14 protein-coding genes and 1 pseudogene are annotated in these 16,114 nt (G+C 61.2%); 7 read left to right on the top strand and 8 right to left on the bottom strand.

The features are described from left to right. Nucleotides 1-235 precede the first annotated feature (235 nt). From yidC to rpmH, 4 genes are all read right to left on the bottom strand, one after another. The gene (yidC, locus tag B0G62_RS30580) at nucleotides 236-1,906 is read right to left on the bottom strand and encodes a membrane protein insertase YidC (RefSeq protein WP_103707908.1); all 1,671 of its coding nucleotides are present in this window, start codon (nucleotides 1,904-1,906) and stop codon (nucleotides 236-238) included. A gap of 30 nt (nucleotides 1,907-1,936) precedes the next feature. After that, nucleotides 1,937-2,167, bottom strand: coding sequence for a membrane protein insertion efficiency factor YidD (yidD, locus tag B0G62_RS30575; RefSeq protein WP_103707907.1), 231 nt, complete (start codon nucleotides 2,165-2,167; stop codon nucleotides 1,937-1,939). Between the two features lie 107 nt (nucleotides 2,168-2,274). Further along, nucleotides 2,275-2,772: a ribonuclease P protein component gene (gene rnpA, locus B0G62_RS30570; protein ID WP_407671268.1), complete on the bottom strand. Its 498-nt coding sequence runs from the start codon at nucleotides 2,770-2,772 to the stop codon at nucleotides 2,275-2,277. 86 nt (nucleotides 2,773-2,858) lie between these two features. After that, nucleotides 2,859-2,993, bottom strand: a complete 135-nt coding sequence (gene rpmH, locus B0G62_RS30565) for a 50S ribosomal protein L34 (RefSeq protein ID WP_004198824.1) — start codon at nucleotides 2,991-2,993, stop codon at nucleotides 2,859-2,861. Between the two features lie 445 nt (nucleotides 2,994-3,438). Between rpmH and dnaA the strand changes: the two genes are divergently transcribed. From dnaA to B0G62_RS32775, 5 genes and pseudogenes are all read left to right on the top strand, one after another. After that, nucleotides 3,439-5,061, top strand: coding sequence for a chromosomal replication initiator protein DnaA (gene dnaA, locus B0G62_RS30560; RefSeq protein WP_103707906.1), 1,623 nt, complete (start codon nucleotides 3,439-3,441; stop codon nucleotides 5,059-5,061). Nucleotides 5,062-5,382: 321 nt separating this feature from the next. Beyond that, nucleotides 5,383-6,486 (top strand): DNA polymerase III subunit beta, encoded by a 1,104-nt coding sequence (gene dnaN, locus B0G62_RS30555; RefSeq protein WP_103707905.1) that lies wholly within the window; start codon nucleotides 5,383-5,385, stop codon nucleotides 6,484-6,486. Nucleotides 6,487-6,600: 114 nt separating this feature from the next. Continuing rightward, on the top strand, nucleotides 6,601-9,075 hold the full coding sequence (gene gyrB / locus B0G62_RS30545; protein WP_103707904.1) for a DNA topoisomerase (ATP-hydrolyzing) subunit B: 2,475 nt from the start codon (nucleotides 6,601-6,603) through the stop codon (nucleotides 9,073-9,075). A 432-nt stretch (nucleotides 9,076-9,507) separates the two neighbouring features. Beyond that, nucleotides 9,508-10,827: a reverse transcriptase domain-containing protein gene (locus B0G62_RS30540; protein ID WP_103707903.1), complete on the top strand. Its 1,320-nt coding sequence runs from the start codon at nucleotides 9,508-9,510 to the stop codon at nucleotides 10,825-10,827. Between the two features lie 265 nt (nucleotides 10,828-11,092). Then, a pseudogene (locus tag B0G62_RS32775) lies at nucleotides 11,093-11,206 on the top strand (3'-5' exonuclease); the annotation flags it as partial. A gap of 488 nt (nucleotides 11,207-11,694) precedes the next feature. Here the strand turns inward: B0G62_RS32775 and B0G62_RS30530 are convergent. From B0G62_RS30530 to adh, 3 genes are all read right to left on the bottom strand, one after another. Continuing rightward, complete coding sequence (locus tag B0G62_RS30530; RefSeq protein ID WP_103707901.1) at nucleotides 11,695-12,174, bottom strand: AraC family transcriptional regulator; 480 nt, start codon at nucleotides 12,172-12,174, stop codon at nucleotides 11,695-11,697. A 124-nt stretch (nucleotides 12,175-12,298) separates the two neighbouring features. After that, nucleotides 12,299-12,679 (bottom strand): DUF779 domain-containing protein, encoded by a 381-nt coding sequence (locus tag B0G62_RS30525; protein ID WP_103707900.1) that lies wholly within the window; start codon nucleotides 12,677-12,679, stop codon nucleotides 12,299-12,301. Between the two features lie 83 nt (nucleotides 12,680-12,762). Continuing rightward, nucleotides 12,763-14,283, bottom strand: a complete 1,521-nt coding sequence (adh, locus tag B0G62_RS30520; protein WP_103707899.1) for an aldehyde dehydrogenase — start codon at nucleotides 14,281-14,283, stop codon at nucleotides 12,763-12,765. A 360-nt stretch (nucleotides 14,284-14,643) separates the two neighbouring features. Here adh and B0G62_RS30515 point away from each other — a divergent pair, with 360 nt between their 5' ends. Continuing rightward, nucleotides 14,644-14,841, top strand: a complete 198-nt coding sequence (locus B0G62_RS30515) for a hypothetical protein (RefSeq protein ID WP_103707898.1) — start codon at nucleotides 14,644-14,646, stop codon at nucleotides 14,839-14,841. Nucleotides 14,842-14,865: 24 nt separating this feature from the next. Here B0G62_RS30515 and B0G62_RS30510 read toward each other — a convergent pair whose 3' ends face one another. Next, nucleotides 14,866-15,183 carry a hypothetical protein gene (locus tag B0G62_RS30510; RefSeq protein WP_103707897.1) on the bottom strand — a complete coding sequence of 106 codons (318 nt, stop codon included), beginning with the start codon at nucleotides 15,181-15,183 and terminating at the stop codon, nucleotides 14,866-14,868. Nucleotides 15,184-15,473: 290 nt separating this feature from the next. Here B0G62_RS30510 and B0G62_RS32000 point away from each other — a divergent pair, with 290 nt between their 5' ends. Further along, entirely contained in the window at nucleotides 15,474-15,776 is a 303-nt protein-coding gene (locus B0G62_RS32000; RefSeq protein WP_181315675.1) for a hypothetical protein, read from the top strand. Nucleotides 15,777-16,114 lie beyond the last annotated feature (338 nt).

Genomic DNA, 16,114 nt, shown 5'->3' with positions numbered 1-16,114 from the left:
TTTCGACCTGCTCGACGACCGACAGCTTAAAAGCCAGGCTGTAGTCCCGTTGCGTCCGCTTGATCCCTTGCTCCACCTGACACCTCCTCGATTCGTCGGAAAAGTGTCAACCTAGTTCAGGACGGGTCAAAGCCATGAAAAAAGCCGCCTGGCAGATGCCCGGCGGCTTTGTTTTTGGCTCTGAAGCGGCGCGCGAAAACGGCATCTGATGCCGCTTTCACGCCAGGCAGCGTGGTTATGCCGCTTCCTTTTCCTTCTTCTTGCCTTTGCCCATCATGCGCGTGATGTAGTACTGCTGCGCGATCGAGAGCACGTTGTTCACGACGTAGTACAGCACGAGACCCGCCGGGAAGAAGAAGAACATGACCGAGAACGCGATCGGCATGAACATCATCATCTTGGCCTGGACGGGGTCCGGCGGCGTCGGGTTCAGGCGCGTCTGCAGGAACATCGAGACCGCCATCAGCACCGGCAGGATGAAGAACGGATCCTGCTGCGAAAGGTCGTGAATCCACAGAATCCACGGCGCGCCGCGCATTTCCACCGACGAGAGCAGCACCCAGTACAGCGAGATGAACACCGGAATCTGGATCACGACCGGCAGACAGCCGCCGAACGGATTCACCTTCTCGGTCTTGTACAGCTCCATGAGCGCCGCGTTCATCTTCTGCGGGTCGCTCTTGAAGCGCTCGCGCAGCGCCTGCATACGCGGCGTGATTTCCTTCATGCGCGCCATCGACTTGTAGCTCGCGGCGGACAGCGGGAAGAACACCGCCTTGATGAGCAGCGTGAGCAGCACGATCGCCCAGCCCCAGTTGCCCACGTAGCCGTGAATCTTTTCAAGCAGCCAGAACAGCGGCTTGGCGATGATCGTCACCCAGCCGTAGTCCTTCACCAGCTCCAGACCCGGCGCGATGCCTTCGAGCATGCGCTCTTCTTCCGGACCGGCAAAGAGGCGAGCCTGCACGTTGTCGGTCGCACCCGGAGCGATCGTGCCGAGCGGCTGCTTCACGCCCACACGATAGAGCGAGTTGTCGAACTTCTCGACGTAGATGTCACGCTTGGCGCCTTGCTGCGGAATCCACGCCGTCGCGAAGTAATGCTGCACCATCGCGACCCAGCCGTTATCCGCCTGGTTCACGAAATCGGCCTTGTTCTTGTCGATGTCGCTAAACGAGATCTTCTGGAAGTGATGCTCGTTCGAGTACACCGCCGGGCCGATGAAGGTGTGCGAGAAGCGCGGCGTTTCGACCGGCTCGCTGTCGCGCACGAGTTCCATGTAGAGCGTGGGCGAAACCGGCGTGCTGCCCAGGTTCTGCACCTTCGTGTCCACGCCGATCACATAACTGCCCTTCGTGAACGTGTAGGTCTTGGTGACCTTCACGCCGCCCTTTTCGGGCGAGTCGAGGCTGATCTGGAACGAGCCGGCGTCGCCGCTCAGCTCGCGCGGACCGGGAGCCGCCGTGTAGATGTCGTTGTGGTTCGGGAAGTCGCCGCCGAGCAGGCCCGTACGTGCGAGGTACGTGTGGTCCTTGGTGTGGTCGAACAGCGTGATGTACTGGTCGGGCTGCTTGCCGTCGCCTTCCTTCACGAGCGAAAGCTTCGTGAGCGTGCCGCCGCGCGTGTCGATCTCACCGTCGTAGACGTCGGTGTGGAAGTGCACGAGCTGGGCGGTGGCGGCGGCGGGCTGTGCCGTGCCGGTGGGCGCTGCGCCTGCGGCTGCGGCCGGCAGATCGGAAGCGGCGTCAGGCGCGCTCGCGGCAGCCGTGCCGCTGGCGGCGGTCTGCGTTTGCGTCGCGCTCGGGAAGAACATCGACTGACGTCCGTGGTCGCGCTGCCAGTTGTCGTACAGCATGACCGCTGACATGAAGAAGATGACCCATAGGACGGTGCGTTTGATATCCATGCGTTGTCTCAGTGTCGATGGAATGGCGCATCAGCGCTTATTCGGGGGTGCAGGCGGGACCGGATCGACGCCGCCCGCCGAAAACGGGTGGCAGCGGCACAGCCGCCGGGCGGCGAGGTAACTCCCGCGCGCGGCGCCATGATACTGGATTGCCTCGCGTGCGTAATCCGAACAGGAAGGATAAAAACGGCAGCGGTTGCCGAGGAAGGGACTCACGGCAAGCTTGTAGAAACGCAGTAATGCGATCAGTACCGTTTGCATGGCGTGGCGGCCGGACAGCGCCGCGTGGAAAGACGGACAACGTGCCGCACCCGCATGGACTGCGGATGAGGCGTGCGCGGCGCAAACACGCGGTTCGCGCAACGCGCTCATGAGGCGTCGGGCGCTTGAGGAGCGGGCGCAGCCGCAACCGGAGTTGCGAGATTGCGCTTTGCGACCTCGCGAGCCGCTTTTTCGAGCAAAGCCTCGATTTCGGTGCGGCACAGCGTCTTGAGCGGCGGCGACGAGGCGCCCGGCATGGCCTTGCGGTCGAATTTCGTATGCAGACGCAGCAGCAGATCGAAACCTTCGAACTGCGCGCGGCGCACGCGAAACGCCTCGCGGGCAATGCGGCGCACCAGGTTGCGCGTGACCGCGCGCGGCGCGTACTTCTTGCCGATCACGAGCCCGAGCCGCGCGTCCTGGCCTGTTGGCCGACCGTACACCACGAAGTGCTCAGTGCGGCGCCAGGGGCGCAAACGAAAAACGGATGAGAACTCATCCGTTTTCAGTAGCCTTGCGGCCTTCGGGAAAGCGGCCTGCGTTCGCAGCGCGGCGGCGCACACATCGTCCGCTTTGCCCGAGTTCTTGCCCGATTCTTCCGGCAATTCCGGCTGTTCCGGCAGTGTCACGTCAGGCCCGCTATCGTTGATCGTGCGGATAGCGAAGCTATCGACAACACTGTAAGCGTCGCTTAGATCGCGAGGCGCTTGCGACCCTTCGCACGGCGTGCGTTGATCACTTTGCGGCCACCGGCGGTCTTCATGCGCACGCGAAAGCCGTGGGTGCGCTTGCGACGGGTAACGGAAGGTTGGTAAGTACGTTTCATGTTGCTCTCACTTGTTGAGAAATGACCGCGGCGAGCATCGCGGAAAAAAGCAATGGCCGGTGGTACAAGGGATTGGTTTTCGCGGAACCCGCTATTTAATCCCGTTTTTCTTTGGTCGTCAATAGCTTAGGGTATCGGGCAGCGCGATTTTACCCAGGTTCCGTCCTGGCAATGCCTTGTTGCGACCAGGTTCCGCCGATGGGGCACGAACACGCCCTGCGTTGATCCGTCCCTGTGGATAACTCCCAGGCCAGGAGAAATCGGCGTTAGAATCTCGCCTATCCCAAGAATCCTGCATGCCGCTCCGGCCCGCCTGCTTGCCGCAAACCCTTTGCCGCGCGGGCTTCCGGAGCATTTGCCGTCGCCCCGCCAGGGCCCCGTTGCATTTGTGCGACACGCGCGGCGCGACCGCAATGCCTGCAAACAAAACGACCACAGCAACTCGATGAACGAATTCTGGCAACACTGTTCCGCACTACTGGAGCGCGAGCTGACGCCCCAGCAGTACGTGACGTGGATCAAGCCGTTGGCCCCGGTTGCCTTCGACGCTGCGGCGAACACGCTGCAGATAGCCGCACCCAACCGCTTCAAGCTCGACTGGGTCAAGAGCCAGTTCTCGGGCCGTATCACCGATATGGCGCGCGATTTCTGGCAAACGCCCGTCGACGTCCAGTTCGTCCTCGATCCGAAGGCGGGTATGCGCGCGCCCCAGCCGGCCGCTGCGACGCCGCGTGCGCCGCTGGCGCCCGCGCAATACGCGGAACCGGCACTGCAGGCGGCTCAGACGCCGGCTTCACAGGCTTATCAGGCGGCACCACAGGCAAATATTGCGAACCCGGCTGGCTCGGGTTCGGCAGCGCTGGCCGCTGCCCAGCTGGCGCAGGCCAATGCCGCAGCGGCCGCCGCCGCGCGTGACGACGCCGCCGACCTTGACCTGCCGAGCCTCGACGCCAACGAAGCCGCCGCAGGCCGCCGCAGCTGGCGGCCGGGCCAAAGCGCGGCCGCAGCGGCCGCCGCGAACGGCGGCGAGCCCGATCCGACCTACGAGCGCTCGAAGCTCAACCCCGTGCTCACGTTCGACAACTTCGTGACCGGTAAGGCGAACCAGCTCGCGCGCGCGGCGGCCATCCAGGTCGCCGATAACCCCGGTATCTCGTACAACCCGCTGTTCCTGTACGGCGGCGTGGGCCTCGGCAAGACCCACTTGATCCACGCGATCGGCAATCAGTTGCTGGTGGACAAGCCGGGCGCGCGCATCCGCTACATCCATGCGGAGCAGTACGTCTCGGACGTGGTGAAGGCGTATCAGCGCAAGGCGTTCGACGATTTCAAGCGCTATTACCATTCGCTCGACCTGCTGCTGATCGACGATATTCAGTTCTTCTCGGGCAAGTCGCGTACGCAGGAAGAGTTCTTCTACGCGTTCGAGGCGCTGGTCGCCAACAAGGCGCAGGTGATCATCACGAGCGATACGTATCCGAAGGAAATTTCGGGTATCGACGACCGCCTGATCTCGCGCTTCGACTCCGGCCTGACGGTGGCGATCGAGCCGCCCGAACTGGAAATGCGCGTGGCCATTCTGATGCGCAAGGCGCAGTCGGAAGGCGTGAACCTCAATGAGGACGTGGCGTTCTTCGTCGCCAAGCATCTGCGCTCGAACGTGCGCGAGCTTGAGGGCGCACTGCGCAAGATCCTGGCGTACTCGAAATTCCACGGCCGCGAGATCTCGATCGAGCTGACCAAGGAAGCGCTCAAGGATCTGCTGACGGTGCAGAACCGCCAGATCTCGGTGGAAAATATCCAGAAGACGGTGGCCGACTTCTACAGCATCAAGGTCGCCGACATGTACTCGAAGAAGCGCCCGGCGAACATCGCGCGGCCGCGCCAGATCGCGATGTACCTGGCGAAGGAACTGACGCAGAAGAGCCTGCCGGAAATCGGCGAGCTGTTTGGCGGGCGCGACCACACCACCGTGCTCCATGCCGTACGCAAGATCGCCGACGAACGCACCAAGGACGCCCAGCTCAACCACGAGCTGCACGTGCTGGAGCAGACGCTCAAGGGCTGATAGCGAGGCAATAAGGGCCGGCACGGCCGCTTCGCGCGGCAAGCCAGCCCGGTCAGGCTTGCCTGGAACAAAACGGGAAATGCGCGGGTGCCCCGGCGGTCTGGCTGCCGGGGCACTGTTTATTTCCCGGATCGCCCCCAATTTAGGGAAGTGGTCGGTTTTCAGGCACAATATGGGTTTAACCGCGGGCGGCCGGACCGCCTGCGGATTTCACGCCGCGGCCTGCGCTGCAGGGCGGCGCCAGGGCTTGTTGCCACGCGTTATCGCGACTGGCTGGCCCTGGACGGGATGCGCAGACCGCTACATCAACGAAGGAACTCTATGCAACTGGTCAAGACCGAACGCGATAACCTGCTGAGGCCGCTGCAAACGGTGAGCGGCATTGTCGAACGCCGCCACACGTTGCCGATCCTCGCCAATCTGCTGATCACCAAAAACGGTCCCGACGTCTCGTTCCTGTCGACCGACCTCGAGTTGCAGATCACCACGACCGCCGATTTCGGCGTTGGCAACGACCAGGTGGCCACCACTGTCGCCGCGCGCAAGCTGCTGGACATCCTGCGCGCGATGCCCGACGGCCAGGTCACGCTCACGCTCGCCGACAAGCGCCTCACGGTGCAGTCGGGCAAGAGCCGTTTCGCCCTGCAGACGCTCGCCGCGGACGAGTTCCCCACGGTGGCCCAGGCCAAGGACTTCGGCGCGAATCTCGCAGTGCCGCAGAAGACCTTCCGCCAACTGCTCGGCATGGTCTACTTCGCCATGGCGCAGCAGGACATCCGTTACTACCTGAACGGCATGCTGCTCGTCGTGGATGGCGACCAGCTGATGGCCGTCGCCACCGACGGCCACCGCCTCGCGTTCTCGTCGATGAAGATCGAAGGCTCGTTCGCGCGCCAGGAAGTCATCATTCCGCGCAAGACCATCCTCGAACTCCAGCGCCTGCTCGAAGACATCGACGACACGCTGAAGATCGACATCGGCTCCACGCAGGTGAAGTTCACGTTCGGCCAGGTCGAGCTTGTCTCGAAACTCGTCGAAGGCAAATTCCCCGACTTCCAGCGCGTGATTCCGAAAGCGCACAAGAACAGCTTCGAAATCGGCCGCGAAGAACTGCAACGCTCGCTGCAACGTGCGGCCATTCTCACGTCCGACAAGTTCAAGGGCGTGCGCTGCATCATCGAGCCGGGCCAGCTCAAGATCATGTCGACCAACGCCGACCAGGAGGAGGCGCAGGAAGAGCTGGAAATCGCCTATCAGGGCGACACCATCGACATCGGGTTCAACGTCACGTATCTGCTCGACGTCCTCGCGAACCTGAAGGTCGACACGCTTCAAGTGAGCCTTGGCGACGCCAGCTCCAGCGCACTCATCACGATTCCCGAGAACGAGGAATTCAAGTACGTGGTGATGCCGATGCGCATCTAAAAAGCGCGACAGAAGAAGAACACCAGGGGGCGCTGAGCCCCTTTGGCGTTTTTATGGCTTTTCGAAAAAGTCTAGAGCAGCAACACAGGCAGTACGCAGAACCGGAAAAAATCCATGACTGATACGAACAACTCGCAACCCGACAACAGCAGCTATGGCGCCTCGTCGATCCAGATCCTCGAAGGACTGGAAGCAGTGCGCAAGCGGCCCGGGATGTACATCGGCGACACGTCGGACGGCACCGGTCTGCACCATCTCGTCTTCGAAGTGCTGGACAACTCCATCGACGAAGCGCTGGCCGGCTACTGTAACGACATCCACGTGGTCATCCACGCGGACAACTCCATCTCGATCACCGACAACGGCCGCGGCATCCCCACGGACGTGAAGATGGACGACAAGCACGATCCAAAGCGCAGCGCCGCTGAAATCGTGATGACCGAACTGCACGCGGGCGGCAAGTTCGACCAGAACAGCTACAAGGTCTCGGGCGGCCTGCACGGCGTGGGCGTGTCGTGCGTGAACGCACTGTCGAGCTTCCTGCGCCTGACCGTGCGCCGCAACGGCAAGAAGCACTTCATGGAATTCCACCGTGGCGTGCCGCAAAACCGCGTGCTCGAAGAGCGCGACGGCCACGCCGTCTCGCCGATGCAGTTGCTGGGCGACACCGAAAACCGCGGCACCGAAGTGCACTTCATGGCCGACGAGACCATCTTCGGCAGCGTCGAATACCACTACGACATTCTCGCCAAGCGCATCCGCGAACTCTCGTTCCTGAACAACGGCGTGCGCATTCGCCTGACCGACCAGCGCTCGGGCAAGGAAGACGATTTCGCCTTCGGCGGCGGCGTGAAGGGCTTTGTCGAGTACATCAACAAGCAGAAGCAGGTGCTGCATCCGAACATCTTCTACGTGCAGAGCGAGAAGGACGGCGTGGGCGTCGAAGTGGCGATGCAGTGGAACGACAGCTACAACGAAAGCGTGCTGTGCTTCACCAACAACATTCCGCAGCGCGACGGCGGCACCCACCTGACGGGCTTGCGCGCGGCGATGACACGCGTGATCAACAAGTACATCGCCGACAACGAAATCGCCAAGAAGGCCAAGGTCGACACCTCGGGCGACGACATGCGCGAAGGGCTTTCGTGCGTGCTATCCGTGAAGGTGCCGGAGCCGAAGTTCAGCTCGCAGACCAAGGACAAGCTGGTGTCGTCGGAAGTGCGCGCGCCGGTGGAAGACGTTGTGGCGAAGGCGCTCGAAGAATTCCTGCTGGAAACGCCGAACGACGCCAAGATCATCTGCAGCAAGATCGTCGACGCGGCGCGTGCGCGTGACGCCGCGCGTAAAGCGCGCGAAATGACGCGCCGCAAGGGCGTGCTGGACGGCGTGGGCCTGCCGGGCAAGCTCGCGGACTGCCAGGAAAAAGATCCGGCGAAGTCCGAAGTCTATATCGTCGAGGGTGACTCGGCGGGTGGCTCGGCCAAGCAGGGCCGCGATCGTAAGTTCCAGGCCATCCTGCCGCTGCGCGGCAAGGTGCTCAACGTCGAAAAGGCGCGCTACGACAAGCTGCTGTCTTCGGAGCAGATCGTCACGCTGATTACCGCGCTGGGCTGCGGCATCGGCAAGGACGACTACAACCTGGAAAAGCTGCGCTATCACCGCATCATCATCATGACCGACGCTGACGTGGACGGCGCGCACATCCGCACGCTGCTGCTCACGTTCTTCTATCGCCAGATGCCGGAGATGATCGAGCGCGGTTACGTGTATATCGCGCAGCCGCCGCTGTACAAGCTCAAGGCGGGCAAGGACGAGCGCTACCTGAAGGACGACGCGGATCTCAACGCGCACATGCTGCGTCTGGCGCTGAACGGTTCGGAACTCGTGCCGGGTGAGAACGCGACGCCGATTTCGGGTGACGCGCTGGGTGAGCTGGCGCGCTCGTACCAGCTCGCGCGCGGTGTGGTGGATCGTCTCTCGCGTCTGTACGACGTGCGCGCGCTGGAAGCGATCATGGACGGCGTGGCGATCGATCTGTCGAGCGAAGAATCAACCGAGGCTTCGGCGCGAGCGCTTGAGGCGCATCTGCGTGACGATCCGCTGAAGCCGGAAGTTTCGGTGGTGCCGATGTACGACCCGGTGCGCGAGCAACGTTCGCTGCGCGTGGAGCGCCGCCATCACGGCAACGTGAAGGTATCGGTAATCGACGAGGAGTTCCAGCTCACCGCCGATTATCAGCAGCTTGTGAACACGGCTAATACGTTCAAGGGTTTGATCGGCAAGAACGCCATCATCAAGCGCGGCGAACGCAGCATGGCGGTGAACGACTTCAAGAGCGCGATGAAGTGGCTGATTGCCGATGCCGAGCGTAACGTCTCGAAGCAGCGTTATAAGGGGCTGGGTGAAATGAACCCCGAGCAGCTTTGGGAAACCACGATGGATCCGGCTGTGCGGCGTCTGCTGCGCGTGCAGATCGAAGATGCGATCGCTGCCGATGGCATCTTTACGACGCTCATGGGCGATGACGTGGAGCCGCGTCGCGCGTTTATTGAGAGCAATGCGCTGAGGGCGGGGAATATTGACGTTTGAGGGTTGTTGTAGATAGCCTCATAACCTGAGAAAAACGGACCCATAAGTTGAGAAACTTATGGGTCTTTTTTGTTGATAGCACGCGTGTGGTTAGTGCGAGGCTCCCTTTTCCGGGAGACCAGCCCCTGAAAGTGACCCAAATTGCGCTGCTTTGAAATTGGCGATGCATGCCCGGTGCCATCTAACGACGACGTTGTATGGACAGCGACGTTGTGCGCGCCGGGTATTTCTGGTATCAATAATGTAGTTTGCTTGTGCCTCGTGCTGAGTGGTCCGGCCACCGGAACCGCAAATTCGCACGGTGCGCCCGGCGTGCAGCAATGTATCGCCGGACGGGTCAGCCATAGCATCGGCGCGCCCGCAGGAAACTGACCTCCCTGGGCTTGGGGCAAGCGAACCAATGCGGCCCCGTACCCAACAAGAAGCAAAAGAATGGGCTCGCTCTACAAGAAGGTTTGTCGCACACCGAATCTGCGCAAAGCCGCTCGCGCTGTGCTTGCTAACGCCCTGAATTCAACATCCGAGAGCACCCGTGAAGAGGCGTCCAGCTTCCAACTCGCACTCGACAAGCACCTTGCCGCGCTCCGCAGAGAGCTGGTCGCAGGCATCTTCAAATTTCCTCCGGCACACGGCATTGCTGCCAAGAAGGCGAACAAATCGACTCGTCGACCTATCGTCATCGCGCCCATCAAATCCCGTGTCGTACAACGGGCCATCCTCGACGTGTTGAGTGGCCTGAAGTTCGTAAAGGATGTTCAGAGGAAGTGGTTCAACTTCGGCGGCGTGGAAGATGGCGGCGTAGCGAAGGCTATCGCCCGCACGTACCAAGGCGCTGTGCACTACCAATACTACATTCGTACCGACATCAAGGACTTCTTCACGCAGGTTCCGAAGGATGCGCTGCTTGCGATAATTACTGAGCACACCGACGACCCTCAGTTCGATGAGTTGCTGAAGAGCGCCGTCCAGGTCGAGCTCGCGAACATCGCGGAACTGAAGGAGCATAAAGACCTTTTCCCCCTGTCTTCGCGTGGCGTCGCGCAGGGTTCTTGCCTTTCGCCCTTGCTATGCAATTTGCTGTTGCATGACATGGATGAGCGCCTCAACAGCGGTGACTGCATGTCGGTGCGCTACATCGACGACCTCATAATATTTGCACCCAATCGAAGCCAAGCCTTCAAAAGGCTGAAAGAGCTCAAACAGGCGCTCGACGAATTCAAACTCGCTGCGTACGACCCGCCGACGCGAGGTAAGGAATCGAACTCGTCGAAAGCGGCAGCGGGCGAGACGAAGAAGGGCTTCTCGTTTCTCGGCTGTGACGTTTCACCTGAGGCCATCTCGCCAGGTAAGACCGCTCGAAATTCGTTGCTGGCGAAGGTCGATGCTCTCTGCAAAGGTGCGCTGGAAAGTGAGCGGCATCTCAATATCCGTGCAAAGCTGCCTTTGCAGTTTGTGAAAGACCCCACGCTGCTGGGTACTTACTGGCGCATCTCGAATACTGTTCGAGCGTGGGGCGCAGCATTCTCGTTCTGTACAGACCAACGTATTTTCAGGCAGCTTGATGCTGACGTTGAAAAGAAACTGACCGGCCTGCGCCAACAATGGGGCATCAAGACGAAGTCGCTAAGCCCTGCAGACCGGCGACGCCTTCTCGGGATGCACCTCCTCGACGATACCGCCTTCAAGACTGAATTTGCCGAAATGGTGTCATCGCGCGCCGGGACCAAAAGGCAAAACAGCTCGGCCAAATGACAGCGGACAAGCGTTGCCGGTCATCAAGCTGGTGCAGGACGTGGTGAACGGCAAGACGGGTTTGCAAACGCTCGCGCAGGCAGGCGCACCGGTGCCCTTGCCCGGACTCGAACTCGTCAACGAGAAGGGTAAAGTTGTCGCAGATGGGGAGCTCTGCTGGGGCGGCCAGAAGCTCGCGGTGCTGCGCGATGACCAGTCCGACATGGTGGACGAATGGACGGCACAGGGCTGGACGGTGCTTGTTCTCGATGAATCCATGACCGGTAACCACACCGAAGAACAAGGTGTGGTGCATATGGCGACGATGCACCGAGCGAAGGGGCTCGAATTCGACTATGTCGCCGTTGTGGCGGAGCCTGTCTGGCATTTTGTGGGCGAGGCATATCACGAGGGCTAAACGCCATGGATAAGACATGTTTTCTGAGAGCCTACAGGGTTGTGTTGTACCCGTAAGGCGTAGTCACTGAAAAAGGCTCCATTCGGAGCCTTTTTCGTTTCTGTGCTCTACCACGCCCGTCGATCCGACAGCCTGCGAATCTATCCACACCACCCAGCGGATAACTCGCGGACAACCCCGGGAAATTGCTGTGCACGAATCGGGGATAACTTTGCCCCTGGAAAAACTGTGGAAAAGTTGTCCCAGGCAGCCGGGAATTTTCCCGTTTACGCCCGCAGACTTATGAATTTTCCACAGCCTTGTTTACTCAATGGTTTTCCGCGGTTATCCACAGATTACCCAGGGGCTTGTTAACTATTACTACGTTTACGTATACATAAATTCTAAAACCCTAGAACCCGATCGCGTAAACGCAAAAACCGCTGGAAAACTTCTCCAGCGGCTTCGCTCCAACGACACAAGCCCAGCACTCAGGCCAGCGGAATATAAAGCTCGGTCTTGAGATCCTCGGGTGCGGCTTCGTCCGGCGTATTCAGATACACCTCGAACGACGGCGCCGAAAAATCGGGTTGGCGCCCGAGTTTCTGCAATCCCTCGTTGTAAAACCACGTCCACGCCGCCTGCAGACCCTGGTACGGACCGACATGCAGTACCACCGCATGCGCGCCGCCGCGCAACTGCACCTGCTCGACCGGCGAGATGACTTCCACATCCGTTTCTTCAGCCAGATGTAGCGCGGCCTTCGACCGCAACCTGGACGCTTCCACCGTATTCGGATCGTCGTAGTAAATGCCGACCATCTTCGCGCCGGCTGTCCGCACGTTGCGCTCGCTGAGCCACTGCGCGAGCGTGTAGAACGCGTCGCCGATTTTCATGTACGGTCCGACGTGACCGACGGCGAGCAGATCCATAGGCTCCAGATTGACGAGTTTCACATCGCGGTCTTGCATGATGGCGTCTCCAGATTCGGCGGCTACGGAAGGGCCGCGCAGGGTCGGGCGCGCGAAAGCGCAGGGGATGCGCTTCAAGATAGCACCGCGCCTTCGGCGGCGTTCCTAAGCTGGCCGCGCTGACTCACAAACCGACGCGAGTAACCGGATGCGCGGCGAGCCACGCATTCTCTTCGTCGCCATAGAGCCGCGAGCGCGTGAGAAAACGCAGTCCCGTGGGCCGCTCCAGCGAAAACATGCCGCCGTTGCCCGGCACGGCGTCGATGATGAGTTGCGTGTGCTGCCAGTACTCGAATTGCGCTTCGGTCATATAAAACGGCACGCCGCCGATCTCGCCGAGCTGCACGTCGGCGTTGCCGACCATGAATTCGCCCTGGGGAAAGCACATCGGCGCGCTGCCGTCGCAGCAGCCGCCGGATTGATGAAAGAGCAGGGAACCGTGTTCGCGCACGAGCTGCTCGATCAGCGCGAGCGCGGCGGGGGTGGCAGTGACACGTTCGACCATCGCGATGCTCCTTGACGACGAAATGAGCCGGGCGCCGCACGATGCGGCGCCCGGCTTGATTTGCGCGAACTGTCTGAAAGCGCTTAGAAGAAGCCGAGCGGCTTGTCGCTATAGCTCACCAGCAGATTCTTGGTCTGCTGATAGTGGTCGAGCATCATCTTGTGGTTCTCGCGGCCGATGCCGGACTGCTTGTAGCCGCCAAACGCCGCGTGCGCCGGATAGGCGTGGTAGCAGTTGGTCCACACGCGCCCAGCCTGGATCTCGCGGCCAAAGCGATAGGCGCGCGTACCGTCACGCGTCCAGACGCCCGCACCGAGGCCGTAGAGCGTGTCGTTGGCGATTTCCAGCGCTTCCTCTTCGGTCTTGAAGGTCGTGACCGACACGACCGGCCCAAAAATCTCTTCCTGGAAGATGCGCATCTTGTTGTGGCCGCGGAACACGGTCGGCTTCACGTAATAGCCGTCGCCCAGTTCACCGGCCAGCGCATTGCGCTCGCCGCCGATCAGGCATTGCGCGCCTTCCTGCTTGCCCAGATCGATGTACGAGAGGATCTTTTCGAGCTGCTCCTGCGAGGCCTGCGCACCGATCATCGTCTTCGTGTCGAGTGGGTGGCCTTGCTGGATCGCGGCCACGCGCTTGATCGCGCGTTCCATGAAGCGGTCGTAGATCTTCTCGTTGATCAGCACGCGCGACGGGCAGGTGCAGACTTCGCCCTGATTCAGCGCGAACATCGCAAAACCTTCGAGCGCTTTGTCGAAATAGCTGTCGTCGTGATCGAGCACATCGGCGAAGAAGATGTTCGGGCTCTTGCCGCCCAGTTCCAGCGTCACCGGAATGAGATTCTGGCTCGCGTACTGCATGATGAGGCGGCCCGTCGTCGTCTCGCCGGTGAAGGCGATCTTGGCGATGCGCTTGTTCGACGCGAGCGGCTTGCCGGCTTCCAGCCCGAAGCCGTTCACGACGTTGAGCACGCCCGGCGGCAACAGGTCCTGGATCACCTCGACGAGCACGAGAAACGACGCGGGCGTCTGCTCGGCGGGCTTGAGCACGACGCAGTTGCCGGCGGCCAGCGCGGGCGCGAGCTTCCAGGCGGCCATCAGGATCGGGAAGTTCCACGGAATGATCTGGCCGACCACGCCGAGCGGCTCATGAAAGTGATAGGCGACCGTGTCGTGATCGATTTCGGAGATGCCGCCTTCCTGGGCGCGCACGCAGCCCGCGAAATAGCGGAAGTGATCGGCGGCCAGCGGAATGTCGGCGGCGAGCGTTTCGCGCAGCGGCTTGCCGTTGTCGATGGTTTCGGCGACGGCGAGCTTATGCAGGTTCTGCTCGATGCGATCGGCGATGCGGTTCAGGATGTTGGCGCGCTCGGTCGGCGAGGTCTTGCCCCATGCGGCCTTGGCCTTGTGCGCGGCGTCGAGGGCGAGTTCGATGTCGGCTTCGCGCGAACGCGGAATCGACGTGAACGCATGGCCGGTGATCGGCGAGATGTCGTCGAAATATTCGCCGCCCAGCGGCGCTACCCATTCGCCGCCGATGAAATTGCCGTACTGCTTCTTGTAGGGGAACTCGGTCGTCAGAAACTGCATGTCCGCGTGATTCATCGATGTGCTCCTCGTTGTGCTCTGTCTGGGTATGGATGGGCGTGCTGTGCGCGACGCAACCGGTGCATGCCTACGCCAGAAGCGTGCCAATGGGCGCGCAGGCGCGGTGCGGCGGGCTTTGGCGGGGAAAGGCGAGGGCGCTTGAGTGCTGCGAGCAGTGCGAAGGCGAAAATCCGCGTGACGACGCTGTATCGCCGCGGCGCAGCGCGTGACGGCCGTGCTCAGAAAAGGAACAGTGCGGGAACAGTGAGGAAAAGGCGCGTGAATAATGCGCGAGCAGCGTGCGGTGACAGGAAAAAACCGCCGCGCGGGGCGCGCATACGGTAGGCTTTGCACCCGTAACAGCAAGGAGAATCTGCAATGTCCGAAGAAAACTTCATTTGCCGCAATCAGTCGTGCGGCACTCCGTGGGAACAAAGCGAAGTGGTGATCAAGAACGAAGGCCAGGGGCCGCTGTTCCGCTGCCCGCTGTGTGGCGCGCGCAATTACCTCGAAGTGTTCGAGGGCGATGATGGCAAGCCGGTCTACGAACAGGTGGACGGTAAGCCCTTCCTTTGAACGCCGCGCGCGCCTGCGCGGTCCTCAAAGGATCTCGGAGGCGAGCGAAATACCGAAGATGATGCCGCCGATCAAACCAAGCACGCGGCCGAGCAGCAACAGGTTCAGATCTTCGTCGAGCAGGTTGGGGTCGCGCTTCGCGCGCAGCACGGTACGGTGCAGCAGAGGGCGCGGGAACAGCAGGCACGCGGAAATGAGCGCTGGCACGGCCAGCCGGACCGGCGCGCTGTAAAGGCGATCGGACGGAAAATCGAGCCAGACCATCAGCACGACCAGCAGCGCAGTGAGAATACCGCCGACGATCGAGCCGGCGACGAGTTTGTCGGTGGGATGCCCGTGCATGATGACTGCCTCTTGAGATGATTCGGTTGGTTGCGATAGACGAGTCATGATCTGATTTCCGTCAGAAAAGACCTATCGGAGCAGTCCGAAAACGGGTGAGGCAGTGTCTGAAGAGCACCGGCGGCAGCGTCGAGCATCGGACGTGCCCAGGAGGCGGACGAACGGCCGTTTTCCCCCTATCCGATCGGGTAGGCGGGCGCAACCCTCCCGGCGTCCTACAGTTACGTCATACGATAAGAAACACGTAGGACGACTGTAGGACTATCGAGCGTAACCGGGGAGGGCTGGTCATGACATTCGTCGAACAGGAAATTGCGCACATCGCGTGCGTGATGCCGCAATCGCTGGCGGGTGATTTCGAGGAGCCCGTGATGGGTCCCGATTACTGGCGCCGACGGCTTCATACGCTGCTTAAGCAGAACCACCTGACACACGTGCAACTGGCGACGGTGGACACGCTGCTGCGCCAACTCGACGGTTTCGAGATGCTCGGCCGCTGGATGCCGCAACCCAGAAAGCTGGGACGGATGGCGGTGCGCTCGCGTAGGGAAAGTTCCGCGCCGGTGGCGGTGTGCATTCCTGCGGATTTGTGAATCGCGCGAGGGAATCAGGACGCAGAAAAGCAAAAAGCCCGGTCAAAGACCGTGATGCTGGTCAGTCAAGCCACTGAACGGTATTTTTGCTTTTGAACGCGAACTGCCGGACCGGTGTTTTTGACGGCCCGCGCCTCACGCGGGTATCAAGAGCGATCTACAGACGACGCAGCGCGGCTATCGCGGAACGCCCTACGAAGAACTCGTGATAATCATTGAGCGGGACGGACCGAACACGAGCTTGGCGAGGCATAACAGTCGCACGCCGCGCGGCAGCCGTGCCGTGAAGTTGCGCGCGCTCATAATTCCGACCTTGTTTTGCAGATTCGTCCGCGAAG

Source organism: Paraburkholderia eburnea (genome assembly GCF_002917095.1).
Taxonomy (GTDB): domain Bacteria; phylum Pseudomonadota; class Gammaproteobacteria; order Burkholderiales; family Burkholderiaceae; genus Paraburkholderia; species Paraburkholderia eburnea.
The sequence above is the reverse complement of the archived record's forward strand: the minus strand, read 5'-3'. Positions and strand labels throughout refer to the sequence as shown.